The sequence below is a fragment of the Dyella amyloliquefaciens genome (assembly GCF_004296575.1).
Classification (GTDB): domain Bacteria; phylum Pseudomonadota; class Gammaproteobacteria; order Xanthomonadales; family Rhodanobacteraceae; genus Dyella; species Dyella amyloliquefaciens.
Genome location: NZ_SAYT01000003.1, coordinates 115,008 through 139,148 on the forward strand (window position 1 = coordinate 115,008; position 24,141 = coordinate 139,148).

Consider the following 24,141-nt stretch of genomic DNA (forward strand, 5'->3'; position numbering starts at 1 on the left):
GCCAACGGCAAGCGCCCTTCATCGAGTTGCTGCCCTCAGCCCAGAGGGCAAAGAACCTTACGCAGCCTTGCGCGTCACTTCACCAATCGACGCATGAGCCGTCTTCAGTGACGCCACCTTGTTGTCCTCACCCAGATTCACACCCTCGGCGCGGACAAACTCGATATCGGTGACACCGAGGAAGCCGAATACGGCACGCAGGTAGGTCTCCTGGAAGTCCATCGGCGCTGCGGCGCTGCCTTCGCTGTACACGCCACCACGCGATGAGGCGATGATCACGCGCTTGCCGCCTGCCAGGCCTTCCGGGCCATTGGCGGTGTAGCGGAACGTCTTGCCGGCCACCGCGACGCGGTCGATCCAGGCCTTCAGCTGGCTGGGGATCGAGAAGTTGTACATCGGCGCGCCGATCACCACCACGTCGGCGGCAAGGAACTCCTCGATCATCTGGCTGCCAAGTACAGCGGCCGGGTCGCTGGCATCAGCCACCGGGGTCCAGTGCGGGAGCGGGTTGGCGACCAGATCGTGGTAGATAACCTCCGTAGCGGGGGAGTTATGCGTCAGTTCGGCTACGATGGCAGCGGTCAGCGTGCGCGAAACGGAGTGGCCACCCAGGGCGCTAGCGTCGAGATGCAGCAGTTTCATGGCAAATTCCTCAGTAACGGGCCGGACCATCCGGCGACGGAACAAAGGTACTCGGGAGACAATCTCTCGATAAGACGGGTAAAATCGAACGTATTGTTCCAATAAGGAAACAGCGATGACGGTATTGGACGGTGCCTTGCAGGATCTCAATGACCTGTATTTCTTCGCTGCGGTCGTGGAGCACGGCGGCTTTTCCTCCGCGGGCCGGGCGCTTGGCATTCCCAAGTCGCGGCTGAGCAAGCGCATTGCCCAGTTGGAGGAGCGCCTGGGCGTGCGCCTGCTGCAGCGGACCACGCGCCGCTTCGTGGTCACCGAAGTCGGTGAGCGCTTCTACAGCCACTGCCGTGCCGTGCTCGAGGAGGCGCGTGCCGCGCAGGAGGCGGTGGACGAGGTGCGTTCCGAGCCGCGTGGCGTGGTGCGTGTGAGTTGCCCGGTGTCGCTGGTGCAGACCGTGGTGGGCCACATCCTGCCGGACTTCCTGGAGCAGCACCCGAAGATGCAGGTGCGCCTGCAGGCCACTGACCGCCGCGTGGACGTGATAGGCGAGGGCTTCGATATCGCCATCCGCGTGCGCAGCAAGCTGGATACCGACGCCACCCTGGTGATGCGTACCTTTGGCCAGTCGACCACCATGCTGGTGGCCAGCCCGGACCTGCTCAAGCGCTATGGTCGCCCCGAGCAGCCGTCGGACCTGTCCAGGATTCCCGCACTCAGCATGCAGGAGCACGAGGGCGCGCAAAGCTGGGAGCTGCTCGACGCCCATGGCGACCGCATCGTGGTCGACATCCAGCCCCGCCTGATCTGCGGGGATTTCGCCGCGTTGCTGCAAAGCTGCAAGAGCGGCATCGGCGTGACCCTGCTGCCGGAGTTCGTGTGCGGCCCCGCGATTGCCCGCGGGGAGCTCGAGGTGGTGTTGCCCGAATGGAGCGTGCCGCAAGGCACTATGCACTTCGTCTATCCAAGCCGCCGGGGCCTCTTGCCCGGCGTGCGTGCCTTCGTGGATTTTCTTGCGGAGAAGCTGCCCGATACCGTGCGCGAGAAGCACGCCCAATGCAGCAAGTACGTCTGACCTCGGCCTGCCACAGGGCGCGTGTTAGCATCTTTGTTTAGCCTTCCAGACATCCGGACCATGCACATCGATACCAAGCTGCCGAAAGTCGGTACCACCATCTTCAGCGTCATGAGCCAGCTGGCGGTCGAACACAAGGCCGTGAACCTGGGGCAGGGCTTTCCGGATTTCGAGCCGCCCGAGCCGCTGCGCGACGCCATCACGCGCGCCATGGCCGAAGGACGCAACCAGTACGCGCCCGGCATCGGCCTGCCGACGCTGCGCGAACAGATCGCACTCAAGACCGAGCGCATGTACGGCCACAAGCTGAGCGCCGACACCGAAGTGACGGTGACCTCCGGCGCTACCGAGGCACTGTTTGCCGCGATTGCCGCGGTCGTGCGCGCGGGTGATGAAGTGATCGTGTTCGATCCCGCCTACGACAGCTACGAGCCGGCGATCGAACTGCAGGGTGCGCGTGCCGTGCACATCCCGTTGCAGGCGCCGACCTTCTCGGTCGACTGGCAGCGCGTGCGCGATGCGGTGACGCCGAAGACGCGCATGATCCTGATCAACAGCCCGCACAACCCGACGGGCGCGGTACTGTCGTCGGCGGATCTCGACGAGCTCGCGTCCATCGTGCGCGACACCGAGATCGTGGTGTTGTCCGACGAAGTCTACGAACACATCGTGTACGACGGCGCCCAGCACCAGAGCGTGTTGCGCCACGCGGAACTTGCCGCGCGCAGCATCGTGGTGTCCTCGTTCGGCAAGACCTACCACTGCACCGGCTGGAAGCTTGGTTACGCCGTCGCGCCCAAGGCGCTCTCAGCCGAGTTCCGCAAGGTGCACCAGTACCTCACGTTCTGCACGTTCCATCCGGCGCAGGTGGCGTTCGCCGAGTTCATGGCAAGCACGCCCGAGCACTACCTGGAACTGCCGGCCTTCTACCAGGCCAAGCGCGACCGTTTCCGCGAGCTGATCAAGCCGTCGCGCTTCAAGCTGCTCGACGTGCCGGGCGGCTATTTCCAGCTGGTGGACTACTCGGCCATCAGCGACCAGGACGACGTGGCGTTCTGCGAGTGGATGGTGAAGGAGGGCGGCGTGGCCGCGATTCCGCTCACGCCGTTCTACGAGACGGCACCGGGCACGCATCTGCTGCGCCTGTGCTTTGCCAAGAGCGACGCCACCATGGAAGCTGCCGCGGAGCGCCTATGCAAGCTCTGAGAATCTCCCTGGTGCAGGGTGCCACCCGTTGGCACGATGCGCCCGCCAATCGCGAGTACTACGGCGAGCTGGTGCGTCGCGTGGCCGGCCAGACCGATCTCGTCGTGCTGCCGGAAACCTTCCTGTCGGGCTTCAGCAACGACACGCGTGCCAGCGCCGAGACCATGGATGGCGAAGGCGTGGCGTGGATGCGCGCACTCGCGCAGGAAGTCGATGCCGTGCTGTGCGGCAGCCTCGCCATCCGCGAAGGCGACAAAGTCTTCAATCGCCTGATCTGGGCGCGCCCCGATGGCAGCTTCGCGCAGTACGACAAGCGCCATTTGTTCCGCATGGCGGGTGAACACACGCGCTATGGCGGCGGCAACGAACGCCTGATCGTCGAGCTCAAGGGTTGGCGCATTCTTCCGCAGGTCTGCTACGACTTGCGCTTCCCGGTATGGCTGCGCAATGGCCGTCGCGAAGAAGCGACGGGCGGCATGGATTACGACCTCGCCATCTTCGTCGCCAACTGGCCGGCACCGCGCCGCCAGCCGTGGCGCACGCTGCTGCGCGCACGCGCGATAGAAAACCTGAGCTACGTGATCGGCCTCAATCGCGTTGGCGTGGATGGCAATGACTTGCCGTATGCCGGCGACAGCGCCGTGCTCGATCCGGTCGGTGAGCCGCTCGTCGAGCTGGGCCCGCAGGAGCAGGTGGTGACGGTAACGGTCGATCCGGCGCCGCTGCTCGCACATCGCGAGCGGTTTCCCGCCTGGATGGATGCCGACAGCTTCACGCTCGATTCGAACTGAGCGACGACGCGACCAAACCCGAGCGGCTGGTCGCGCTTCCATCGTCAACGCACTGCGGCCTCCCTGGTGGAGGCCGTTTGCGTTTTCGGCGCGCCAACGTCGAATTGCATGCGCCTGAAGTCGATGGTCCAACCGTCGAACGCACGCAGGATGTCGCCACCAAGCACGTTCGGTTCCTTGACGTTGCCGGCGTCACCCAGCGAGACGCTGATGCCGTTGATCTCTACCTGCTGGTCGCCGATATGCACGCGCACATGCGGCCACATCACCGAGGTGCGGTCGCGCGCTCCGCCGGCGCCCGCCACGTGATCCTTCTGCGATGCAAGACCCTTGAACAATGCCGCATGCTCGCGCGCGAAACGCGACGAGAGGGCGGAATGCGAGCCGCCGCTATCCAGGTGCATCGCTACCGGAAGATCGTTCAACGTGACATCGACATAGAGGTCGCTGCCTGCGAGGCGCATGTTGCCCGGCACGTTTGCGGCAGTGCTGCGCGAGGGCACCAGTTTCCCGTCCGAGGTGAACTGGATGCGTTGCAACTCGCGCAGCACGGGAAAACCGACGATGGCATCGATGTGGTAGCCGCCAGGCACCGGCATGCTCAGCTGATCGTCGTCGAGCACGAGAAACGCCACATGGTCGAGTTCGAGACCGGCGAGCGCCAGGTGATCCGCCACGCCGATGCGCGTGGCGACTGCCTGTCGACTTGAGCTGCCTACGCTCGCCGCACCGTCGAGCATGTGCAGCTTGAGCTTGCGTGCGGTGCTCAACGATACGACGGAGAGATTGGCGCCGGTATCGAGCACGGCATCCTGCGCCATGCCATTGATGATGACGCCGCCACGCGGCAGGCCGACCTTGTCGTGCACGATGGTCATGGATTGCGGCGCGTATGTCGTCACTTTCTGCGCGAGTGCGTGGCTCAACTGTTCGGACAGCGTTGCCATCTGCAGCGCATCCGCTTGTTGCTCTGGCTTTGCGCCGGCATCGGCCAGCGCGGTCTGCCACGCGTGGGAAGCCTGTGCAGCCTTGGCGTAATCACCGGCGGCAAAGCTGGCATCCGCGGCGATGGGCCATGCCAGGGCGCATTCGGCCGGGCTGCGTTCGGCCGCCGCGAGGTAGCTGTCGACCAGGCGCCGCGCTTCCACGACATCCATTCGCGCCGCAGCGATCCGCGCGCGGGCGAGCAGGGCGATGCCTGGATCCTTGATACGGGGAAGTTGCGCTTCGAGGCGAAACACCTCGCCCCCGGCAGCATCCTCAAGGGCCGCTCGAGGGTCGGCGTCCGGCGCGACAGCCGTCGCCGTAGCGTGGGTCGGCCCCAGTGCAAGCGCGGCGGCCAGCCACAGCGGTGAAAGCCTGATCAGATAACTTTGTTTCATGCTATGGTGCCCGTATGACGATTAAAAATTATCGTAATACAGAAAAAAATGTTCATGCAACAGCACGGCGACTGACGTCGGCAGCGCATGCGCTCCGCTGGGCAGCCTGGCTGGGTGCTGCCGTTTGCCTGGCGGTGACCGCGCTCGGCATCTGGGGCCCGGGCGGCTCGGGCAGCATCGTGGCGGCCACCTTGTTCACCGACGGATTGCCTCGTGCCTGGGCGGCCGGTATCGCCGCCGTGCTTGCCGTGATCACGAGTGCGGCGTTGGTCGAACTGGCGCGCATGCTTGGACATGTGCACCCGGACGCCTTGTTCTCCGTGGCGGTGACGCGGCACTTTCGCCGCTTCGCGTGCCTGCTGATGGTCGCTGCCCTATTGCGCGTGCTGTTGCCACCCATCGCCTCGTTGTGGGAGGCATGGCAACAGGGTGCGAGCGGGTCACTGCGCCTGACGTTCTCGGGTGACGATCTGTTCTCGCTGCTGCCGGCGGCGGTGTTCTTCTTCGTGGCGCGTCTGTTCGACGAGGCGGCCCGCCTCGAAGACGACCAGCGCTCGATCGTCTGAGGCGCGCATGGCCATCGTAGTCCGACTCGATGTCATGCTGGCCCTGCGCAAGGCGCGATCGCGCGAACTCGCGCAATTCGTGGGCATCACCGAATCCAATCTCTCGCTGCTCAAGTCCGGCCGCGTGCGTGGCGTGCGTTTTGAAACGCTGAGCAAGATCTGCGAGTTCCTGCAGTGCCAGCCGGGTGACCTGTTGGCCTACGAGCCGGGTGATGAGGAAGAGGGCGCGCCAGGCGCCGAATGAAAAACGCCCTGTCGATGACAGGGCGTTTTGATCACAGGATGCAGAGCACCGCTTCGGGCGGACGCCCGATCGCCGCCTTGCCATGTGCGACGACGATGGGACGTTCGATCAGGCGAGGGTGGGTCGCCATCGCGGCAACCAGCGCGGTGTCGTCGAGCGTGGGATTGTCCAATCCCAGCTCGGTGTATTCCGCTTCGTTCTTTCGCATCAACTCGCGCGGCGTCATGCCGAGCATGTCCAGCAACTCCACCAGTTCGGCCGTGCTCGGCGGCGTCTCCAGGTAGTTCACCACCTGGCAGACTTCGCCGCGCGACTCGAGCAGCTCGAGCGTCGCGCGAGACTTCGAGCAACGGCTGTTGTGGTAGATGCGTACCGTCATCAGTGGTTACCGCCGCCGTGGCGATTGCCGCCGCGACCGCCGCCGCCGTGGGGACGTCCACCGCCGGTGCCGCCGCCGTGGCCCTGCGGACGATTGCCGCCGCGACCCTGCGGACGACCGCCCTGGCCGCCGCCGGAACCGGGACGACCGCCGGGCTTGCCGCCACGGCTGCCAGCCGGGCCGCCACTGCGATTACCGCCGGCACCGCCGCCGAAGCCGCCATAGGGGCTGTTGCCGCCGCGGCTTTCACCGGAACGACCGCCGCCACCGCCACCGCCGCCGCCGAACGAGCGGCCGCCTTCGGCCGAGCGTGCGCCAAACGGCTTGCCGCCGCCGGGGCCGCGACGGTTGCCGCCACCAGCGGCGCCACCACGGGCACCACCGCCTTCGCGGCTTTCACCGGCGAACCAGGTGCGCACCGACGGCAGCTCCTGGCCCGGAGCCACGCCGCGCTTGTTCTTGCGCTGCATGCCGCCGGCCGGACGATCCGGACGGGCGACGTTGCCGTTGACCTCGCGGCCGGGCTTGCGGCGCTGCTGCTTGCCGCGCGCCGGTTCCTCGCGGATGCGGTCATAGGCGCGCAGCTCGCGCGCTTCGTCCTGGTAACCGGAGCTGTAGCCGCCGGTTGCACCACGCTCGGGGCGATATTCGGTGACGTTGCGCGGGGCGCGACGCTGGTGCAGCACCGGGCTCAAGGTGAGCACCGGTTGCGGGGCGCCGAGACCGGTGGTCTTGCGCAGGTCCTTCACGGATTCCTCGCCCAGCGCTTCGCAGTCGCCGCGACGCAGGTTGCGCGGCAGTTCCACGCTGCCATAGCGGATGCGCTTCAGGCGGCTGACCAGGAAGCCCTGCGAGTCCCACAGGCGGCGGACTTCGCGGTTGCGGCCTTCGCGGATCACCACGCGGAACCAGCTGTGGCTGCCGCCCTGGCTGATCACGCCGATCTCGTCGAAGCGGGCGGGGCCGTCTTCCAGTTCCACGCCGGCCTTGAGCTTTTCGATGATCTCGTCAGGCACTTCGCCGTGCACGCGGCACAGGTACTCGCGCTCGAGCCCGCTCTTGGGATGCATCAGCGCGTTGGCCAGTTCGCCATCCGTGGTGAGCAGCAGCAGGCCGGTGGTGTTGATGTCGAGGCGGCCCACGGCGACCCAGCGCGCACCCTTCAGGCGCGGCAGCTGTTCGAACACGGTGGGGCGGCCTTCGGGGTCTTCGCGCGTGGTCACCACGCCTTCCGGCTTGTGATAGACCAGCACTTCGGTTTCGTCGCGGTTGTCGGTGGCGACGACGAACTGCTTGCCGTCGAGCACGACGCGGTCGCCGGCGTGGACGCTGGCGCCGATGGTGGCCGGCGCGCCGTTGAGTTCGACTTCACCGGCCTGGATACGCTGCTCGAGCATGCGGCGCGAGCCGAGTCCGGCGTTGGCCAGGACCTTGTGCAGGCGCTCCTCGATGGCGGGCGTGGTTTCGTCGCGCGGGGTGCGCTTGAGGGTCAAAACGGATTTCTGGGGCGCAGTCATGCGCGGTACTCCTCGGTGTCTTGCGTGGCGTCGCCTTCATCGGCGTCCGCGTGGGTCGCTGCCTCATCGGCAGTGTCTGTCGGGGTATCGGCGTGCGGGGCAGCGCCGGGTTCGGTAGAGGCGACTTCCATCGCCTCGGGTTGTTCGTCGGCTGGCGCGTCGGTGACGGCGGCGCCGGTGGTTTCGTCGTCGGCGGGCGCGGGCGCCTCGTCGTGGGTGTCTTCCACGATGGTGTCGGTTGCTTCGCCGGCCACCACCAGGGTTTCGTTCTCTTCGTCCGGATCGATCGGCAGGTCGCGCGCCACGCGAACCGGCAGCGGTTCGGGCGCGATGCTCATCTGAGGATCTTCCATGTCGCGGATTTCCGACAGCGGCGGAAGCTCATCCAGCGACTTCAGGTTGAAGTAGTCGAGGAAGGCGCGGGTGGTGCCGAACAGTGCCGGCTTGCCGGGCACGTCGCGATAGCCCACCACGCGGATCCACTCGCGCTCTTCCATCGTCTTGATGATATTGGAAGAGACCACGACGCCGCGGATTTGTTCGATCTCCGGACGGGTGATCGGCTGGCGGTAGGCGATCAGCGCGAGCGTTTCGAGCAGGGCGCGCGAGTAGCGGCTGGGCTTTTCGGTCCACATCCGCGAAATCCACGGATGCACGTCCTGCTTCACCTGGTAGCGGAAGCCGGAGGCGACCTCGCGCAGTTCCACGCCGCGGTGGGCGCAGTCTTCGGCGAGTTGCTCCAGGGTCCTGGATATCTCCTCGCGGCCGACTTCGTCCTCTTCGCCGAACAGTTCCAGCAATTGAGGAACGGTCATCGGCTGGCTGGATGCCAGCAATGCCGCCTCGATGATGGGTTTGAGTTGTTCGATCTGCATGGCCTCAGTTCGGGTGAGGATGAATGGATGGGCTTGTGCGGCCAGGGTGTTTATTCGACAGCCGCGGCCGGCTCGTCATCGGCGAACAGGTCGCCCGGTTCCTCGGCGTGCGCCGTCTTCGAGCGCACGTAGATCGCCGACAGCGGTTCTTCCTGCACGATCTCCACCAGCATCTCCTTGGCCAGTTCCAGCATGGCCAGGAAGGTGACCACCACGCCCAGGCGCCCTTCGCTTATGTCGAACAGCGTCTCGAAGCGATGGAAGCTGGTGTCGTTCAGGCGGCTGAGCAGTTCGCCCATGCGCTGGCGCACACTCAGTGCCTCGCGCTTGATGGCGTGATGCCCGAACAGCTCGGCGCGGTGCAGCACGTCCTTGAGCGCCAGCAACAACTCCTTCAGTTCCAGCGGCGGCGGCAGCTTGATCACCGTCCGTTCGCCCGTGTCCGCATGGGCCGGCGCGAAGTCGCGTTCCATGCGGGGCATCGCCTCGATATCTTCCGCCGCCCTCTTGAAGCGTTCGTACTCCTGCAGGCGACGGACCAGCTCGGCGCGGGGATCCTCTTCCATGCCTTCTTCGGCCGGCGGCCGCGGCAACAGCAGCCTCGACTTGATCTCGGCGAGGATGGCGGCCATCAGCAGGTATTCCGCTGCCAGCTCCAGCCGCATCACATCGCGCATCATCTCGATGTAATCCATGTACTGCCGGGTGATCTCGGCGACAGGGATGTCCAGGATGTCCAGGTTCTGCCGGCGGATCAGGTAAAGCAGCAGGTCAAGCGGGCCTTCGAATGCTTCGAGGATGACCTCAAGCGCATCCGGCGGGATGTACAGGTCCTGCGGCATCTGCAACAGCGGTTCGCCGCGCACGATGGCCAGCGGCATTTCCTGCTGTTGCGGTACCGACGCGAACGCGTCCTGCGGTGCTGTGACCGGCTGAGGCTCGACTGGCTCAGTGCTCATCAATACCTGTCGTTGGGCCGCCCACGACGGCCTGCGTTGCTTTCAACACGTTAGGAAAGGTTCTGTTCCGCCGCATTCGCCTGACGAATGCCCCCGCCCGGATCACGGCCATCAGCTGGCAATCCGTTGAAGCTTTGTTGCGCGATGCCTAGCCGGTGCGCCTCGCGTCACCGTTACGGGCATGCATGATGAAATCGCGCATCTGGCGTTTCGATCAGGCTGGCCGTAAGCGACCCTTGAGCGCCCTCGGGTGGACTGTGCCACTGCAAGAACGCAAGCCACAACGTGACGAAACCTGCGTCACTGGCTTCTCAATCGGTCGGCTGTGTGCATCGGGATGGGTGCCGTAGCGGTCGATCCTGGTCGACAGTGCGCGCACCCTTATGACCCACGCGTGACCTAGGTTAGCGGCTGCAAGCCTGCAAGTCCAGTGCGCTGATGGACCAGACTGAGGGCAAAATAGCGGTACATGCCGCCCGATGAACGCTCGATCATTCACGTTGATATGGACGCCTTCTATGCGTCCGTGGAGCAACTCGACCAGCCGGAGCTGCGCGGGCGGCCGGTGATCGTGGGCGGATTGGGTCCGCGCGGCGTGGTCTCCACCTGCAGCTACGAGGCGCGGCCGTTCGGCGTGCGCTCGGCCATGCCGACGGCGCAGGCCCGGCGGCTGTGCCCCGATGGCATCTACCTGTGGCCGCGCATGGCGCGCTACGAAGAAGTCTCGGTGCAGGTGTTCGAGGTGTTCCACGAAATGACACCGATGGTCGAGGGCCTGTCGCTGGATGAGGCCTTCCTGGACGTCAGCGCCAGCCTGCGCCTGCTGGGCTCGATGGAGGCCATCGGGCGTCGCATCAAGGATGCCATCCATGAGCGCACTCGGCTCGTGGCTTCGGTGGGGATGGGCCCCAACAAGCTGCTGGCCAAACTGGCCAGTGAGCTGTCCAAGCCGGACGGCTTGCACCGCATCACGGCGCAGCACGCAGCGCAGGAACTCGCGCCGCTGCCGGTCGGGAGGCTGTGGACGGTAGGCAAGGTGACCGAGGAATCACTGCATCGCATCGGCGTGCGTACCATCGGTGAATTGGCAGCATGTGACACAGTGCGTCTGACCCGAGCGTTGGGACGTCAGGCCGACGTCCTCCAGGCATTGGCGCGCGGAGAGGATGCTCGCGACGTGGAGCCCGATCAGGCCGAGCAATCGATCGGTGCCGAGCACACTTTCGACACGGATCTGGCGGACCTGGCCATGGCGGAATCCTGGCTGCTGCGCCACTGTGAGCGCATCGCCGCACGTGCCCGCCAGCGTGGCCTCACCGGCAGGACGGTCACGGTGAAACTGCGCGAACCGCCCTTCGTCACCTCCACCCGGCAGTCCCGGCTGCAGGCTCCCAGCGCCTCGGTCAGCGAGATTTACGAGGTGGCACGAGGCTTGCTTCAACGCTGGTGGAACGCTCAACGCACCCCGCGTCTGCGCTTGTTGGGCGTCAGCCTGTCGGGGTTCGAGGGGCGCAAGCAATCGGACCTGTTCGAGGCGGAACCATCGGCTCAGGCGTCGGACCAAGTACAGGACCGGATCAATTCGAAGTTTGGCTCGGGGAGTCTGGTGCGTGCGGGTGTTTTGCGTACGCGTGGACAGGATTGACGTGTGACAGGAGTGCGCCATCATCACGGCGATGGGGTGTCACTTTCAGGAAGAAACGGCTGGCGGGTCCAGCGTGGGGAGAGCAGGCAGGATGAGCAAAGCGGAAGACAACGCCCGGAACGGCTCCGATACGGAGCAGCTGCGTCCGGCGCGCATGCGGATCGAAACCACGGTACTGATGAGCCGCGGCGGTGAATCGCATCCCACTGAGCTGGTGGATATTTCCGCAACCGGCGTGCTGTTGCGTCGTCCCCTGGGCTGGGACGGCGAGCAGGGGGAAAGCTGGATCCTGGACATGATCTTCGGCCACGACCTGCACATTCATCTGGAAGCGCAGGTCATGCGCATTTCCGACCGCCACCTGGGTTTTGCCTATACGCGCATCCCGGAAGACAAGCAGGTGCCGCTGTGGAACCTGCTCGGCGGTTATGCCGACATCCTGGAGCTGTGGCACGACTGATCGCCGATCACGTTGTCGCACAGCAAAACGCCCGCCTTTCGGCGGGCGTTTGCTTTGGTGAGGCGAAAGCCCGGCTCAGCCGTGGGCGGCGGCGGGCTTCTTCTCGTCGCGCAGTTCGCGGCGAAGAATCTTGCCCACGTTGCTCTTGGGCAGGCTGTCGCGGAACTCGATGATCTTCGGGCGCTTGTAGCCGGTGAGATTGTCGTGGCAGAACTTCTTGAGTTCCTCCACGGTGAGGTTCGGGTCCTTGCGCACCACGAACAGCTTTACCACTTCACCCGAATGCTCATCAGGCACGCCAACCGCGGCCACCTCGGCTACACCCGGGTGCTGCATCACCACGTCCTCGACCTCGTTCGGATACACGTTGAAGCCGGATACCAGGATCATGTCCTTCTTGCGGTCGACGATATAGAAGTAGCCGTTCTCGTCCATGCGCGCGATATCACCGGTATGCAGCCAGCCATCGGCGCCAAGCACCTTGGCGGTTTCGTCCGGGCGCTGCCAGTAACCCTTCATCACTTGCGGGCCGCGCACCATCAGTTCGCCCACTTCGCCTTGCGGTAGCGGCTGGCCTTCTTCAGACCAGATGGCGACGTCTGTGGAGGGGATGGGCAAGCCGATCGAGGCGTTATAGGCCTTCAAATCAAGTGGATTCATGCATGCCGCCGGGGAGGTTTCGGTGAGGCCGTAGGCCTCCACCAGCGTGACACCTGTGACCTTCTTCCAGCGCTCGGCCACCGCGCGCTGCACCGCCATGCCGCCGCCCAGGCTGATGTGCATACGCGAGAAATCGAGCTCCGCGAAGCCCGGTGTATTGAGCAGGCCGTTGAACAGCGTGTTGACGCCGGTGAGCGCGGTGAAATTGGACTGCTTGAGCTCCTTGACGAAGCCGGGCATGTCGCGCGGGTTCGTGATCAGCCAGTTCAGGCCACCCAGGCGCATGAACACCAGTCCGTTCGCGGTGAGCGAAAAGATGTGATACAGCGGCAGCGCCGTGATGATCACTTCCTCGCCGGGCTTGGCGTTGCCGCCAATCCAGGCGCCGGCCTGCATCATGTTCGCCACCATGTTGCCGTGGGTGAGCATGGCGCCCTTGGCCACGCCGGTGGTGCCACCGGTGTACTGCAGGAAGGCGATGTCGTCATGGCTCAGCGCAACCTTCGGCAGCGGGTGCGCGGCCCCCTGCGAAAGCGCGTCGCGGAAACGTACGGCATTCGGAATGCTGTACGGCGGCACCATCTTCTTGACGTTCTTGAGCACGAAGTTGATCAGCACACCCTTGGCGCCCAGCAGATCGCCGATGCCGGTGGTGATGACGTGCTTGACCTCGGTCTCGGCCACCACCTGCTGCAGGGTGGCGGCGAAGTTGTCCAACACCACGATGGCCTTGGCGCCGGAGTCCTCAAGCTGGTGCTTGAGCTCGCGCGCGGTGTACATCGGGTTGGTATTGACCACCACCAGACCCGCGCGCAGCGCGCCGAACAGGGCGATGGGGTACTGCAGGACGTTGGGCATCATGATCGCGATGCGATCGCCCTTGCCGAGCTTGAGCACGCCGGTGAGATAACCGGCGAACTGACGGCTCAGTTCATCGATCTGGCCGTAGCTGAGCTGCTTGCCGAAGCTGGCGAAGGCCGGGCGCTGGCGGAAGCGCTCGAAGGATTCTTCCACCACGGCGGCCACGGAGGCGTACTGGTTGATGTCGATCTGCGCGGGAACGCCTTCCGGATAGTGGGCCAGCCACGGACGCTCGTTGCTCATGTGGAATCCAAAGCTCCTTAGTTGATCGGCCCGTTGGTGATAGTGGCACGCCTGGGGCAAGATGACGTCGCGGCATTGGAGCATACGCCCGCGTATAGCGGCAAGCCGCGCCGCAGCGAGATTCCAGGGGGACGATCGTGCGAAAACTGCTTATGAATCCGCTGCTTTGCAGCGCGCTGCTGTTTGGTCTCGTGGCCTGCCATCGCGCGCCCGACGAAAGTCTGGTGCGCCAGGGCATCGAAACGGCCCAACATGCGGCCGAGACGGTGGACGCCTCGGCACTTGGCGACGTCCTTGCCGATGATTTCACCGGCAACAACGGCGAGATGGATCGACGCCAGTTGCTGGGCATGTTGCGCGCCGCCGCCTTTCGCGGCGAGACGATTCATGCGCTCACCGGTCCGCTGACCGTCGAACCGCGGAGTGACCGCTACGTCGCGCGCTTCACCGTCACGCTGACCAGTGGTGGCAAGTTGTTGCCGGCGCAGATCGGTGTCTATGAAGTCGAGACCGCGTGGCGCAAGGACGGGCGCGAATGGCGTTGCTATTCGGCGACCTGGAAGTCGGCCTAGGTTTTGGGCGGAACAATCAATCTTCTGTGGGAGCGCACCCTGTGCGCGACAAACCAACGGAGCGGCGACGCCGATGTGCCGCTGTCGCGCACAGGGTGCGCTCCCACAAATAACCGCGCCTATAGATAAAAGAATGCCGCCCGAGGGCGGCATTCTCGCTTGAATCACGACAAAGGCTTTCAGGCCGCAGCCTTCTTCCCCGCCAGCTGACGCAGCACGTACTGCAGGATGCCGCCGTGGCGGAAGAACTCGCGTTCCTTGGGCGTGAGCAGCAGCACCTTCACCTTGAAGGTCTTCTGACCGCCGGCGGGGTTGGTCGCGGTGACCTTCGCGGTCCTCGATTCGCCACCATCCAGGCCGACGATGTCGAACGTCTCCTTGCCGGTCAGGCCCAGCGACTGTGCGTTCTGGCCGTCCTCGAACTGCAGCGGCAGCACGCCCATGCCAACCAGGTTGGAGCGGTGGATGCGCTCAAAGCTTTCCGCGATCACGGCCTTCACGCCGAGCAGCAGGGTGCCCTTGGCCGCCCAGTCTCGCGATGAGCCGGTGCCGTATTCCTTGCCGGCAATGACCACCAGCGGCGTCTTCTCGGCCTTGTATTTCATGGCCGCGTCGTAGATGGCCAACTGCTCGCCCGAGGGAACGTGCAGGGTATAGCCACCTTCCACGCCGTTGAGCATCAGGTTCTTGATGCGGATGTTGGCGAAGGTGCCGCGCACCATCACGTCGTCGTTGCCGCGACGCGAGCCGTAGGAGTTGAAGTCCTTCGCATCCACGCCCTTGCTGATCAGGAAGCGGCCCGCCGGGCTGTCCTTCTTGATCGAGCCGGCCGGCGAGATGTGGTCGGTGGTGATGGAATCGCCGAACAGGCCCAGTACGCGGGCGCCGTGGATGTCCTCGACCGTGCCCGGCTCCTTGGTCATGCCGTCGAAGTACGGCGGGTTCTTGATGTAGGTGGAGTCGTCCCACTTGTAGACCGCGCCGTCGGGCGAGGCGATGTGGTTCCAGCGGCTGTCGCCCTTGAACACATCGGCGTAGTTCTTCTCGAACATCTCCGGGTTGAGCGCGCTGCCCACCACGTCCGAGATTTCCTGGTTGCTTGGCCAGATGTCCTTCAGATACACCGGCTTGCCATCGCTGCCGGTGCCCAGCGAATCCTTGCTGAGATCGATGTCGAGCGTGCCCGCCAGTGCATACGCCACCACCAGCGGCGGCGAGGCGAGGTAGTTCATCTTCACTTCCGGATGCACGCGGCCTTCGAAGTTGCGGTTGCCCGACAGCACCGAGGCCACCGCGAGGTCGCCCTCGGCGATGCCCTTGCTGATCTCCGCCGGCAGCGGGCCGGAGTTGCCGATGCAGGTGGTGCAGCCGTAGCCGACGACGAAGAAGCCGACCTTTTCCAGCTCCTTCAGCAGGCCAGTCTTCTCCAGATAGTCGGTGACCACCAGCGAGCCCGGGCCGATCGAGGTCTTCACCCATGGCTGGGCCTTCAGGCCCTTGGCGGCAGCCTTCTTGGCGAGCAGGCCGGCACCAAGCATCACGCTCGGGTTCGAGGTGTTGGTGCACGACGTGATGGCGGCGATCACCACCGCGCCGTCGCCGAGCTTGAAGCTCTCGCCATCCTTCACCACGCGCACGCCGGTGTCGGTGATGTCGTTGGCCGGGTTGCCAATGGCCGACGAACCACCCTCGGCGATGAAGTTGGAGGTTTCGAGGTTGCGCGGCTTGCGGTTGGCCGTGAGCGGGCCGACCGCATCCTGGAAGCTCTTCTGCACGCCTTCCAGCAGCACGCGATCCTGCGGACGCTTGGGGCCGGCCAGTGAGGGCTTCACGTCGGCGAGATTCAGCTCCAGCGTGGTGCTGAAGCGCGGCTCCGGCGTGTTCGCGTCATGCCACAGGCCTTGCGCCTTGGCGTAGGCCTCGACGAGGCCGATCTGCGCTTCGCTGCGGCCGGACAGGCGCAGGTAGTTCAGTGCCTCCTGGTCGATCGGGAAGATGCCGCAGGTCGCGCCGTATTCCGGTGCCATGTTGCCGATGGTGGCGCGGTCGGCCAGCGCCAGGTGCTGGAGGCCGTCGCCGAAGAACTCCACGAACTTGCCTACCACGCCGAGCTTGCGCAGCATTTGCGTAACAGTGAGCACCAGGTCGGTCGCGGTCACGCCTTCGGGCAGCTTGCCGCTCAGCTTGAAGCCCACCACCTGCGGAATCAGCATGGACGACGGCTGGCCGAGCATCGCGGCCTCAGCCTCGATGCCACCCACGCCCCAGCCCAGCACGCCGATGCCATTGATCATGGTGGTGTGCGAATCGGTGCCGAACACGGTGTCCGGATAGGCCCACTGCGTACCGTCCTTGTTCGCCGTGAACACCACGCGAGCGAGATGCTCCAGGTTCACCTGGTGCACGATGCCGGTGCGCGGCGGCACGACCTTGAAGTTGTCGAACGCCTTCTGGCCCCAGCGCAGGAACGAGTAGCGCTCCTGGTTGCGATGGAATTCGATCTCGACGTTCTTTTCGAGCGCGGCCTCGGAGCCGTAGACGTCGACCTGCACGGAGTGATCGATCACCAGCTCGGCCGGTGCCAGCGGATTGATCTGCTTGGCGTCACCACCCAGCTTCACCACGGCATCGCGCATGGCGGCAAGGTCGACCACGCAGGGCACGCCGGTGAAATCCTGCAGCACCACGCGGGCGGGCATGAAGGCGATTTCGGTGTCGGGTTCGGCCTTGGCGTCCCAGTTGGCGACCGCCTCGATTTCCTTGGCGGTGACGTTGACGCCGTCCTCGTGGCGCAACAGGTTTTCCAGCAGGATCTTCAGCGAGAAGGGGAGGGTCTTGAGGTCGAATCGCTGGCCGAGCTTGGCGAGACTGGCGAACTGATACGGGCTGCCGTTAACGGTGAGGGTGTCGCGGGTGGCGAATGAATCCAGCATGGGCTAACTCCTGTTGCTTGAATCTGGCAAACGCGCGAGGCGTATCCGGGGGATCCTAGGACACGGTACGTGAGAGGAATTGCAAGGAGAGGCTTCCCTGAGGGGATAAGGGTCAGTTTGGGGCAAACCACGGAGGGTGCAAGCTGCCTCCTTGCTTATTCCAACCCCGTCGCATTGCAAGATTTCGAACGCTGCCGGAAGCATTGTCTTGCGTTGCGGCAGTTGGGCCGCGGCTGGCAAAATAGGGAGCTGTCATGCCGCCCCAAAGCGGCGTGGCGACAAGGTTTTACGCCTTGCCGAGCGCCGGTAGCGGCCACGCGGAATCTCCCTCGGGCGACCTCCGTCGCGGTGGTGCAAGCCATCGCTCGCTGCCCCTTATGTTGTTCACCGGACGAGATCACATGCTTATCGCCTACCGCCAACACGTTGCCGAGCGCGCCGCGCTGGGAATCCCGCCGCTGCCGCTGTCGGCCCAGCAGACCGCCGACCTGATCGAGCTGCTGAAGAACCCGCCGGCCGGTGAGGAAGCCTTCCTGGTCGACCTGATCACCAACCGCGTGCCGGCTGGCGTGGACGATGCAGCCAAGGTCAAGGCCTCGTACCTGGCGGCCGTGGCGTTCGGCACGGAGAAGAGCGCGCTGATCTCGCGCGAGAAGGCCACCGAACTGCTCGGCACCATGCTGGGTGGTTACAACATCCATCCGCTGATCGAGCTGCTCGACGACGCACAGGTCGGCACCGTTGCCGCCAACGCGCTCAAGCACACGCTGCTCATGTTCGACTCCTTCCATGACGTGAAGGAGAAGGCGGACAAGGGCAACGCCAACGCCAAGTCCGTGCTGCAGAGCTGGGCCGACGCCGAATGGTTCACCAGCAAGCCGGAAGTGCCGGCGAGCCTGACCATCACCGTGTTCAAGGTGCCGGGCGAAACCAACACCGATGACCTGTCGCCGGCGCCCGACGCCACCACGCGTCCGGACATCCCGCTGCACGCGCTGGCCATGCTGAAGAACAAGCGCGATGGCGCGCCGTTCCAGCCGGAAGAAGACGGCAAGCGCGGCCCGATCGCCTTCGTCGAATCGCTCAAGGCCAAGGGTCACCTGGTCGCCTACGTGGGCGACGTGGTCGGCACCGGTTCCAGCCGCAAGTCCGCCACCAACTCGGTGCTGTGGTTCACCGGTGAAGACATCCCGTTCATCCCGAACAAGCGCTTCGGCGGCGTGTGCCTGGGCAGCAAGATCGCCCCGATCTTCTATAACACGATGGAAGACGCCGGTGCGCTGCCGATCGAACTCGACGTCTCCAACATGGAGATGGGCGACGTCGTCGAGCTGCGTCCGTATGACGGCAAGGCGCTGAAGAACGGCGAAGTGATTGCCGAATTCCAGGTGAAGTCCGACGTGCTGTTCGACGAAGTGCGCGCCGGTGGCCGCATTCCGCTGATCGTGGGCCGTGGCCTCACCGCCAAGGCGCGCGAAGCGCTGGGCCTGCCGGTCTCCACCCTGTTCCGCCTGCCGCAGCAGCCGGCCGATAGCGGCAAGGGCTACACGCTGGCGCAGAAGATGGTCGGTCGTGCCGTCGGCCTGCCGGAAGGCCAGGGCGTGCGCCCGGGCACCTACTGCGAGCCGAAGATGACCTCGGTGGGTTCGCAGGACACCACCGGCCCGATGACCCGCGACGAGCTGAAGGACCTGGCCTGCCTGGGCTTCTCGGCCGACCTGGTCATGCAGTCGTTCTGCCACACCGCGGCCTACCCGAAGCCGGTGGACGTGAAGACCCACCACACGCTGCCGGAATTCATCAGCACCCGTGGCGGCATCTCGCTGCGTCCGGGCGACGGCGTGATCCACTCCTGGCTCAACCGCATGCTGCTGCCCGACACCGTCGGTACCGGCGGCGACAGCCACACCCGCTTCCCGATCGGCATCTCGTTCCCGGCCGGCTCCGGCCTGGTGGCCTTCGCGGCCGCCACCGGCGTGATGCCGCTGGACATGCCGGAATCGGTGCTAGTGCGCTTCAAGGGCGAGCTGCAGCCGGGCGTCACGCTGCGTGACCTGGTCAACGCGATCCCGCTGTACGCGATCAAGAGCGGCCTGCTCACGGTCGCCAAGCAGGGCAAGAAGAACATTTTCTCTGGCCGCATCCTCGAGATCGAAGGTCTGCCGAACCTCAAGGTGGAGCAGGCGTTCGAGCTGTCCGACGCCTCGGCCGAGCGTTCGGCTGCCGGTTGCACGGTGCACCTCGACAAGGCGCCGATCATCGAATACATCAACAGCAATATCACGCTGCTGAAGTACATGATCGCCCAGGGCTACAAGGATCCGCGCAGCCTGCAGCGCCGCATCAAGGCGATGGAAGCATGGCTCGCCAACCCGCAGCTGCTGGAGCGCGATGCCGACGCGGAGTACGCCGCCGTCATCGAGATCGACCTGGCCGATGTGCATGAGCCCATCGTGGCCTGCCCGAACGATCCGGACGACGTGAAGACGCTGTCCGACGTGGCTGGCGCCACCATCGACGAAGTGTTCATCGGTTCGTGCATGACCAACATCGGTCACTTCCGTGCGGCCTCGAAGCTGCTGGAAGGCAAGCGCGATATCCCGACCAAGCTGTGGGTCGCTCCGCCGACCAAGATGGACCAGCAGCAGCTGACCGAGGAAGGCCACTACGGCGTGCTCGGCACCGCCGGCGCCCGCATGGAAATGCCGGGTTGCTCGCTGTGCATGGGCAACCAGGCGCAGGTGCGCGAGGGCGCCACCGTGTTCTCCACCTCCACCCGCAACTTCCCGAACCGTCTGGGCAAGAACTCCAACGTGTACCTGGGTTCGGCCGAGCTGGCCGCGATCTGCTCGCGCCTGGGTCGCATCCCGACCAAGGCGGAGTACATGACCGACATCGGCGTGATCGACGCCAATGGCGAGAAGATCTACAAGTACCTGAACTTCGACCAGATCGCCGACTATCAGGACGTGGCCAACACGGTCTCGGCATAAGCCGGTCAGGTCGTAGATAGAGAGCAGGGAAGGGCGGCGCAAGCCGCCCTTCTTTTTTGCCGCAGCCACGGCGTCCGTTCCTCTTTTTTGTAGGAGCCCACCCAGTGGGCGACCGCAGCGCGTCGGCATCACCGCTCCGTAGGCTTATCGCGCACTGGGTGCGCTCCCACAGCAGGACTATCAGGCGTGAGGGGCGTTGCTTATCTGTTGTAGGAGCCCACCCTGTGGGCGACCGCAGCGCATCGGCATCACCGCTCCGTAGGCTTATCGCGCACTGGGTGCGCTCCTACAGTCGGCCTCTCAGGCGAGAAGGGAGTTCCTTCTCTGTAGGAGCCCACCCAGTGGGCGACCGCAGTGCATCGGCATCACCGCTCCGTAGGCTTGTCGCGCACTGGGTGCGCTCCCACAGCGGGACTGTCAGGCGTGAGGGGCGTTGCTTATCTGTTGTAGGAGCCCACCCTGTGGGCGACCGCAGCGCATCGGCGCCACCGCTCCGTAGGCTTATCGCGCACTGGGTGCGCTCCCACAGCGGGACTGTCAGGCGTGAGGGGCGTTGCTTATCTGTTGTAGGAGCCCACCCAGTGGGCGACCGCAGTGCATCGGCGCCACCGCTCCGTAGGGTTGTCGCGCACAGGGTGCGCTCCCACAGCGGGACTGTCAGGCGTGAGGGGCGTTGCTTGTCTGTTGTAGGAGCCCACCCTGTGGGCGACCGCAGCGCATCGGCATCACCGCTCCGTAGGCTTATCGCGCACTGGGTGCGCTCCTATAGGTGAGGGTTCGCCTGAGGTTGAGGGGTAACAGCCCGCACATCGCTCTCTGTCGTTTATGCTTTCGCTGTCCCACCGGCCACAGGCAGCGCATGATCTCCAGCCATCTCTCGGTAGTTTCGTTGCGTGACCTGATGCTGGTGCAGGCGGTTCATCGCCATGGCAGCTTCAACAGCGCCGCGCGGGCGATGCACATCAGCCCGTCGGGCCTTTCGCATCAGGTGCAGAAGGTGGAGCAGGCCCTGGGCGCACCCTTGTTCGAACGTGGCGGCCGCCGCGTGGTGCCCACGGCCGGTGGCCAGCGACTGCTGGAACAGATCGATGCCGTGCTTGCCGCGGGCGAGCATCTGCAGCAGGTGGCGCGTGCAGGCGAGGTGGCCTTTGGCGGCGAGCTTCGCCTGGGCGTGCCGGCGTCGCTGGGCCCTTATCTGCTACCGCACCTCATCGCGCCGTTTCCCCAGCACTTCCCGGGCACCCGCCTCAGTCTTTCGGAAGGCAAACCGCGTGGCCTGCTGCGTCGCCTGAACGAAGGTGAGCTCGATGCCGTGCTGGCGCCGAGCGTGACGCCGGTGAGTGGCGTGGCAATGCGCCCGTTGTTCTTCGAACCGTGGGAGGTGATGTTCCGTGCCGACCATGCGCTTGCGGGCAAACGCACCGTCGCGCTGGAACAGCTGGAAGCGAGTGACGCCACGTTGATGACCGAGAGCCACTGCGAGGACATCCTTGGTGGTGGCCACGTGCAGGATGTGAGCCTGGAGAGCCTTGCCGCGCTCGTGGAGTTGCGTGGCGGCTACGCCCTCGTGCCCGCGCTCGCGCACGATCGCCTGGCCTCGATGCCGAACGTGGTGCTGGCCAAGCTCAAGGGGCAGCAACCGGGGCGCGAGATCGCGCTGTATTGGCGAGAGGCTTCGCCGTGGCATGCGGATCTGCAGAACTTCGCGTTGCTGTTGCGCAAGCTGGCGAAGCAGCGGCCGGGTCTCAAGCTGGCCGATGAGGCCGCCTAGCCCCGGCTCTTGAGCCCCTCTCCCATCGGGAGAGGGGTTGGGGAGAGGGTGCGGGGCTTGCGAGGACTTTCATCATTCGCTCCGCTCGTACCCTCATCCGGCTGCCGCCACCTTCTCTCCCACAGGGACTACCTTCGGGTCGCCGGAGGGAGAAGGATTCACTCAGGTGGCTTACGACACGCCCCCTAAAAATCCAACTCCTGCGAAGCACACAGGTAATCGACCATCGGCGCCGCGCGCTTGTACGTCTCCACCAGCCACGGCAGCAGTTCCGACGAGCACGCCAGCTTCTCGTCAAACCCTTCGCCGCAGGCGAAGTCTTTGCGCTTGATGTCGTCGATCAGCTCATGGTTCGGATCAAAGCCACGCGGCGGACGACTCAGCGTTTCGCCCCAGAACGCGAAGTGATCGCGGAAAGTCTTGCTGCGCGTTGCTCGCTTCCAGGCTTCCGGGTTGTCGGCAAGAAAGTCGCGGATGCGCCTTAGCGAGTCCTTCTCCGGATGCCACATGCCGCCACCGGCAAAGCAATCACCGGGCTGGATGTGCATGTAGAACGACGGCGCGTGCACTTCGTTGCGCCGCTCGTGGAAGAAGCGCGCGCCCTGCCACGGCTTGTACGGCTGTTTGTCGTTGGAAAAGCGCGTGTCGCGATAGATGCGGAACAACGAGCCACCGCTCTTGCGCGGATCGGCGCGGTAGTGCGGGCTGATCTTCTTCAGCGGAGCCTGCATATCGGTGATGAGCGCGAGGAACGGATCGCGCACGTCACGTTCATAGGCATCCTTGTGGTCCTGGAACCATTCGCGGTTGTTGTTGTTCGCGAGCGATCGCAAAAAGCGGAATGTGGCGGGCGTGAAGTAGGCGGTCGGCATGGTGTGGTCAGGCGGGAAGGGTGGCTACGTCGTCGGCGAGCTGTTCGCCCCAGAGCTGGAGCTGGTCGAGCAGCGGGATCTTGCCCTGGTGCAGCGGATCGGCGCGCAAGCTGGCGATGCGCGCGAAGTAATCATCCAGGGTGAGGTTGGTCAGTGGCGAGGGCTTCAGCAGGCGATCGCGGCGGAACGCCTGCCAGCGGGCCTGTTCGTCCGCGCTCAAGGTGTCGGGCCAGTTGCGCGCGCGATAGCGGAACAGCAGCTCGGCATAGCGTGGGTCGCGGAAGGGAAACGCACGTTGTCCCAGTTCCGCGGGCGGTGTGCCGCGCACGTCCGTCAGCAGGCGCTTGTCGGCATCAGGCAGGAAGGCACCGTACAGCCCAAGCTCGGGGTCGGCCGGTGGCGGCAGGTCCGCAGCACGCTGGAACACCCGGCGCAGCTTGGCCGCAAGTCCGTCGGCGCTTGCCAGCATGTCGCGATGGGCCTGCACCTGTTCCAGGTTGATCTGCAGGCGATCGAGGTCTACGCCCTTGAGCACGGACAGCGGCGCCAGTGCCGGCGCACGATTGGCACGCACGGTACGCAATGGGATGCGTGTCACGCCCTCGGGAAGATCCGCGCGCGCAGTGAACACGCGATCGGCGATCTCTTCTTCGTCGAGGGCAAGCAACCCGGAAGGGTCGCTGGCGAGGTCGTACACGATGACTTCACCGGGGCGGCTCGGATGCGCAGCGAGCGGCGCGACCACCGCAAGGCAATGCCGGCTCGACGGATATCGCGACGACACGTGCACGACCGGCGTCATCGTCGTCACATCGAGCATTTCGAACACGCGCTGCTTGCGGCGCAGTGCGAAGTACCAGTCCCACAGGCGCGGCTGGCGGACGCGGATCAGGCGTGCGAGGTCGATCAGTGCGTGCACGTCCGACAAGGCATCGTGCGCGCGCTCCTGCTGCAGATGGTTGGCGGTGGCGAGATGTTCGAGCTTGAAGCTGGGGGTTCCGTCCTCGCGCGTGGGCCATACGATGCCTTCGGGACGCAGCGCCTGGCACATGCGCACCAGGTCGATCAGGTCCCAGCGCGAATTGCCGTTCTCCCACTCCCGTCCGTACGGCTCGTACATGTTGCGGTAGAGCATCTGGCGCGTGATTTCATCGTCGAAGCGCAGGGAGTTGTAGCCCACGCCGCAGGTACCGGGCTGGGCCAGCTGCTCGTGCACGCGCGCCGCGAACTCCGCCTCGATCACGCCCTCCCGCTCAGCCTGCTGGGGCGTGATGCCGGTGATCAGGCAGGCCTCGGGATGCGGGGGCATCTCGCGTGGCGGCTTGCCGAAGAACATCACGGGCTCTTCCACGATCTCCAGTTCGAGGTTGGTGCGGATGCCGGCGAACTGTACCGGGCGGTCGCGCCAGGGATCGGCGCCGAAGGTCTCGTAGTCATGCCAGAAGAAGGTCTGCATGCCGGGATCATCGCACAGGGCTACCCGGCGCTTGCCGAAAAACGA

20 protein-coding genes are annotated in these 24,141 nt (G+C 65.1%); 10 read left to right on the forward strand and 10 right to left on the reverse strand.

The annotated features are described in order from the left end of the window. Nucleotides 1–57 precede the first annotated feature (57 nt). Entirely contained in the window at nucleotides 58–642 is a 585-nt protein-coding gene (locus EPB08_RS09025) for an FMN-dependent NADH-azoreductase (protein WP_130618759.1), read from the reverse strand. A 115-nt stretch (nucleotides 643–757) separates the two neighbouring features. Between EPB08_RS09025 and EPB08_RS09030 the strand changes: the two genes are divergently transcribed. From EPB08_RS09030 to EPB08_RS09040, 3 genes are read left to right on the forward strand one after another with little or no spacing between them, the layout of a single operon-like run. Further along, a complete protein-coding gene (locus EPB08_RS09030; RefSeq protein WP_130618760.1) occupies nucleotides 758–1,711 on the forward strand; it encodes a LysR substrate-binding domain-containing protein in 954 nt (317 codons plus the stop codon). Between the two features lie 60 nt (nucleotides 1,712–1,771). Further along, a complete protein-coding gene (locus tag EPB08_RS09035) occupies nucleotides 1,772–2,917 on the forward strand; it encodes a pyridoxal phosphate-dependent aminotransferase (protein WP_130618761.1) in 1,146 nt (381 codons plus the stop codon). Next, a complete protein-coding gene (locus EPB08_RS09040) occupies nucleotides 2,905–3,708 on the forward strand; it encodes an amidohydrolase (protein WP_130618762.1) in 804 nt (267 codons plus the stop codon). The genes EPB08_RS09035 and EPB08_RS09040 overlap by 13 nt, the downstream gene beginning before the upstream one ends. Nucleotides 3,709–3,752: 44 nt before the next feature. Here EPB08_RS09040 and EPB08_RS09045 read toward each other — a convergent pair whose 3' ends face one another. Next, complete coding sequence (locus EPB08_RS09045) at nucleotides 3,753–5,090, reverse strand: pepsin/retropepsin-like aspartic protease family protein (protein WP_130618763.1); 1,338 nt, start codon at nucleotides 5,088–5,090, stop codon at nucleotides 3,753–3,755. A gap of 134 nt (nucleotides 5,091–5,224) precedes the next feature. Here EPB08_RS09045 and EPB08_RS09050 point away from each other — a divergent pair, with 134 nt between their 5' ends. Further along, nucleotides 5,225–5,656, forward strand: a complete 432-nt coding sequence (locus EPB08_RS09050; protein ID WP_165418455.1) for a DUF2975 domain-containing protein — start codon at nucleotides 5,225–5,227, stop codon at nucleotides 5,654–5,656. A gap of 7 nt (nucleotides 5,657–5,663) precedes the next feature. After that, the gene (locus EPB08_RS09055; RefSeq protein WP_130618765.1) at nucleotides 5,664–5,900 is read left to right on the forward strand and encodes a helix-turn-helix domain-containing protein; all 237 of its coding nucleotides are present in this window, start codon (nucleotides 5,664–5,666) and stop codon (nucleotides 5,898–5,900) included. Nucleotides 5,901–5,931: 31 nt separating this feature from the next. On the opposite strand, the gene arsC is transcribed toward EPB08_RS09055, so the two are convergent. The 4 genes from arsC to EPB08_RS09075 are packed head-to-tail and all read right to left on the reverse strand — an operon-like array spanning nucleotide 5,932 to nucleotide 9,630. After that, nucleotides 5,932–6,279: an arsenate reductase (glutaredoxin) gene (gene arsC / locus EPB08_RS09060; protein WP_130618766.1), complete on the reverse strand. Its 348-nt coding sequence runs from the start codon at nucleotides 6,277–6,279 to the stop codon at nucleotides 5,932–5,934. Further along, nucleotides 6,279–7,796, reverse strand: a complete 1,518-nt coding sequence (locus tag EPB08_RS09065) for a pseudouridine synthase (protein ID WP_130618767.1) — start codon at nucleotides 7,794–7,796, stop codon at nucleotides 6,279–6,281. The genes arsC and EPB08_RS09065 overlap by 1 nt, the downstream gene beginning before the upstream one ends. Next, the gene (gene scpB / locus EPB08_RS09070; protein ID WP_130618768.1) at nucleotides 7,793–8,671 is read right to left on the reverse strand and encodes an SMC-Scp complex subunit ScpB; all 879 of its coding nucleotides are present in this window, start codon (nucleotides 8,669–8,671) and stop codon (nucleotides 7,793–7,795) included. Before scpB ends, EPB08_RS09065 begins: the two co-directional genes overlap by 4 nt. Nucleotides 8,672–8,721: 50 nt before the next feature. Next, nucleotides 8,722–9,630, reverse strand: a complete 909-nt coding sequence (locus EPB08_RS09075) for a segregation and condensation protein A (protein ID WP_130618769.1) — start codon at nucleotides 9,628–9,630, stop codon at nucleotides 8,722–8,724. Between the two features lie 469 nt (nucleotides 9,631–10,099). Here EPB08_RS09075 and EPB08_RS09080 point away from each other — a divergent pair, with 469 nt between their 5' ends. Both EPB08_RS09080 and EPB08_RS09085 read left to right on the forward strand, forming a co-directional pair. After that, complete coding sequence (locus EPB08_RS09080) at nucleotides 10,100–11,275, forward strand: DNA polymerase IV (protein ID WP_130618770.1); 1,176 nt, start codon at nucleotides 10,100–10,102, stop codon at nucleotides 11,273–11,275. A 91-nt stretch (nucleotides 11,276–11,366) separates the two neighbouring features. After that, a complete protein-coding gene (locus EPB08_RS09085) occupies nucleotides 11,367–11,735 on the forward strand; it encodes a PilZ domain-containing protein (protein ID WP_130618771.1) in 369 nt (122 codons plus the stop codon). Nucleotides 11,736–11,810: 75 nt separating this feature from the next. Here EPB08_RS09085 and EPB08_RS09090 read toward each other — a convergent pair whose 3' ends face one another. After that, entirely contained in the window at nucleotides 11,811–13,499 is a 1,689-nt protein-coding gene (locus EPB08_RS09090; RefSeq protein ID WP_130618772.1) for a long-chain-fatty-acid--CoA ligase, read from the reverse strand. 137 nt (nucleotides 13,500–13,636) lie between these two features. Between EPB08_RS09090 and EPB08_RS09095 the strand changes: the two genes are divergently transcribed. Beyond that, a complete protein-coding gene (locus EPB08_RS09095; protein ID WP_229238276.1) occupies nucleotides 13,637–14,071 on the forward strand; it encodes a nuclear transport factor 2 family protein in 435 nt (144 codons plus the stop codon). Nucleotides 14,072–14,250: 179 nt separating this feature from the next. On the opposite strand, the gene acnA is transcribed toward EPB08_RS09095, so the two are convergent. Further along, complete coding sequence (acnA, locus tag EPB08_RS09100; RefSeq protein WP_130618773.1) at nucleotides 14,251–17,004, reverse strand: aconitate hydratase AcnA; 2,754 nt, start codon at nucleotides 17,002–17,004, stop codon at nucleotides 14,251–14,253. Between the two features lie 401 nt (nucleotides 17,005–17,405). Between acnA and EPB08_RS09105 the strand changes: the two genes are divergently transcribed. Together EPB08_RS09105 and EPB08_RS09110 are read left to right on the forward strand one after the other, a co-directional pair. Next, nucleotides 17,406–19,997 carry a bifunctional aconitate hydratase 2/2-methylisocitrate dehydratase gene (locus EPB08_RS09105; RefSeq protein ID WP_130618774.1) on the forward strand — a complete coding sequence of 864 codons (2,592 nt, stop codon included), beginning with the start codon at nucleotides 17,406–17,408 and terminating at the stop codon, nucleotides 19,995–19,997. A gap of 859 nt (nucleotides 19,998–20,856) precedes the next feature. Then, a complete protein-coding gene (locus EPB08_RS09110; protein WP_130618775.1) occupies nucleotides 20,857–21,768 on the forward strand; it encodes a LysR family transcriptional regulator in 912 nt (303 codons plus the stop codon). A 185-nt stretch (nucleotides 21,769–21,953) separates the two neighbouring features. On the opposite strand, the gene EPB08_RS09115 is transcribed toward EPB08_RS09110, so the two are convergent. Both EPB08_RS09115 and sbcB read right to left on the reverse strand, forming a co-directional pair. Further along, entirely contained in the window at nucleotides 21,954–22,640 is a 687-nt protein-coding gene (locus EPB08_RS09115; protein WP_130618776.1) for a DUF2461 domain-containing protein, read from the reverse strand. 7 nt (nucleotides 22,641–22,647) lie between these two features. Next, nucleotides 22,648–24,096 carry an exodeoxyribonuclease I gene (sbcB, locus tag EPB08_RS09120; protein WP_130618777.1) on the reverse strand — a complete coding sequence of 483 codons (1,449 nt, stop codon included), beginning with the start codon at nucleotides 24,094–24,096 and terminating at the stop codon, nucleotides 22,648–22,650. Nucleotides 24,097–24,141: the final 45 nt, after the last annotated feature.

Excerpts from the sequence above, each read along its gene's own strand:
- EPB08_RS09025 (WP_130618759.1), bottom strand. The coding sequence starts at position 642 with ATGAAACTGCTGCATCTCGACGCTAGCGCCCTGGGTGGCCACTCCGTT.
- EPB08_RS09030 (WP_130618760.1), top strand. The coding sequence starts at position 758 with ATGACGGTATTGGACGGTGCCTTGCAGGATCTCAATGACCTGTATTTC.
- EPB08_RS09035 (WP_130618761.1), top strand. The coding sequence starts at position 1,772 with ATGCACATCGATACCAAGCTGCCGAAAGTCGGTACCACCATCTTCAGC.
- EPB08_RS09040 (WP_130618762.1), top strand. The coding sequence starts at position 2,905 with ATGCAAGCTCTGAGAATCTCCCTGGTGCAGGGTGCCACCCGTTGGCAC.
- EPB08_RS09045 (WP_130618763.1), bottom strand. The coding sequence starts at position 5,090 with ATGAAACAAAGTTATCTGATCAGGCTTTCACCGCTGTGGCTGGCCGCC.
- EPB08_RS09055 (WP_130618765.1), top strand. The coding sequence starts at position 5,664 with ATGGCCATCGTAGTCCGACTCGATGTCATGCTGGCCCTGCGCAAGGCG.
- arsC (WP_130618766.1), bottom strand. The coding sequence starts at position 6,279 with ATGACGGTACGCATCTACCACAACAGCCGTTGCTCGAAGTCTCGCGCG.
- EPB08_RS09065 (WP_130618767.1), bottom strand. The coding sequence starts at position 7,796 with ATGACTGCGCCCCAGAAATCCGTTTTGACCCTCAAGCGCACCCCGCGC.
- scpB (WP_130618768.1), bottom strand. The coding sequence starts at position 8,671 with ATGCAGATCGAACAACTCAAACCCATCATCGAGGCGGCATTGCTGGCA.
- EPB08_RS09075 (WP_130618769.1), bottom strand. The coding sequence starts at position 9,630 with ATGAGCACTGAGCCAGTCGAGCCTCAGCCGGTCACAGCACCGCAGGAC.
- EPB08_RS09080 (WP_130618770.1), top strand. The coding sequence starts at position 10,100 with ATGCCGCCCGATGAACGCTCGATCATTCACGTTGATATGGACGCCTTC.
- EPB08_RS09085 (WP_130618771.1), top strand. The coding sequence starts at position 11,367 with ATGAGCAAAGCGGAAGACAACGCCCGGAACGGCTCCGATACGGAGCAG.
- EPB08_RS09090 (WP_130618772.1), bottom strand. The coding sequence starts at position 13,499 with ATGAGCAACGAGCGTCCGTGGCTGGCCCACTATCCGGAAGGCGTTCCC.
- acnA (WP_130618773.1), bottom strand. The coding sequence starts at position 17,004 with ATGCTGGATTCATTCGCCACCCGCGACACCCTCACCGTTAACGGCAGC.
- EPB08_RS09105 (WP_130618774.1), top strand. The coding sequence starts at position 17,406 with ATGCTTATCGCCTACCGCCAACACGTTGCCGAGCGCGCCGCGCTGGGA.
- EPB08_RS09110 (WP_130618775.1), top strand. The coding sequence starts at position 20,857 with ATGATCTCCAGCCATCTCTCGGTAGTTTCGTTGCGTGACCTGATGCTG.
- EPB08_RS09115 (WP_130618776.1), bottom strand. The coding sequence starts at position 22,640 with ATGCCGACCGCCTACTTCACGCCCGCCACATTCCGCTTTTTGCGATCG.
- sbcB (WP_130618777.1), bottom strand. The coding sequence starts at position 24,096 with ATGCAGACCTTCTTCTGGCATGACTACGAGACCTTCGGCGCCGATCCC.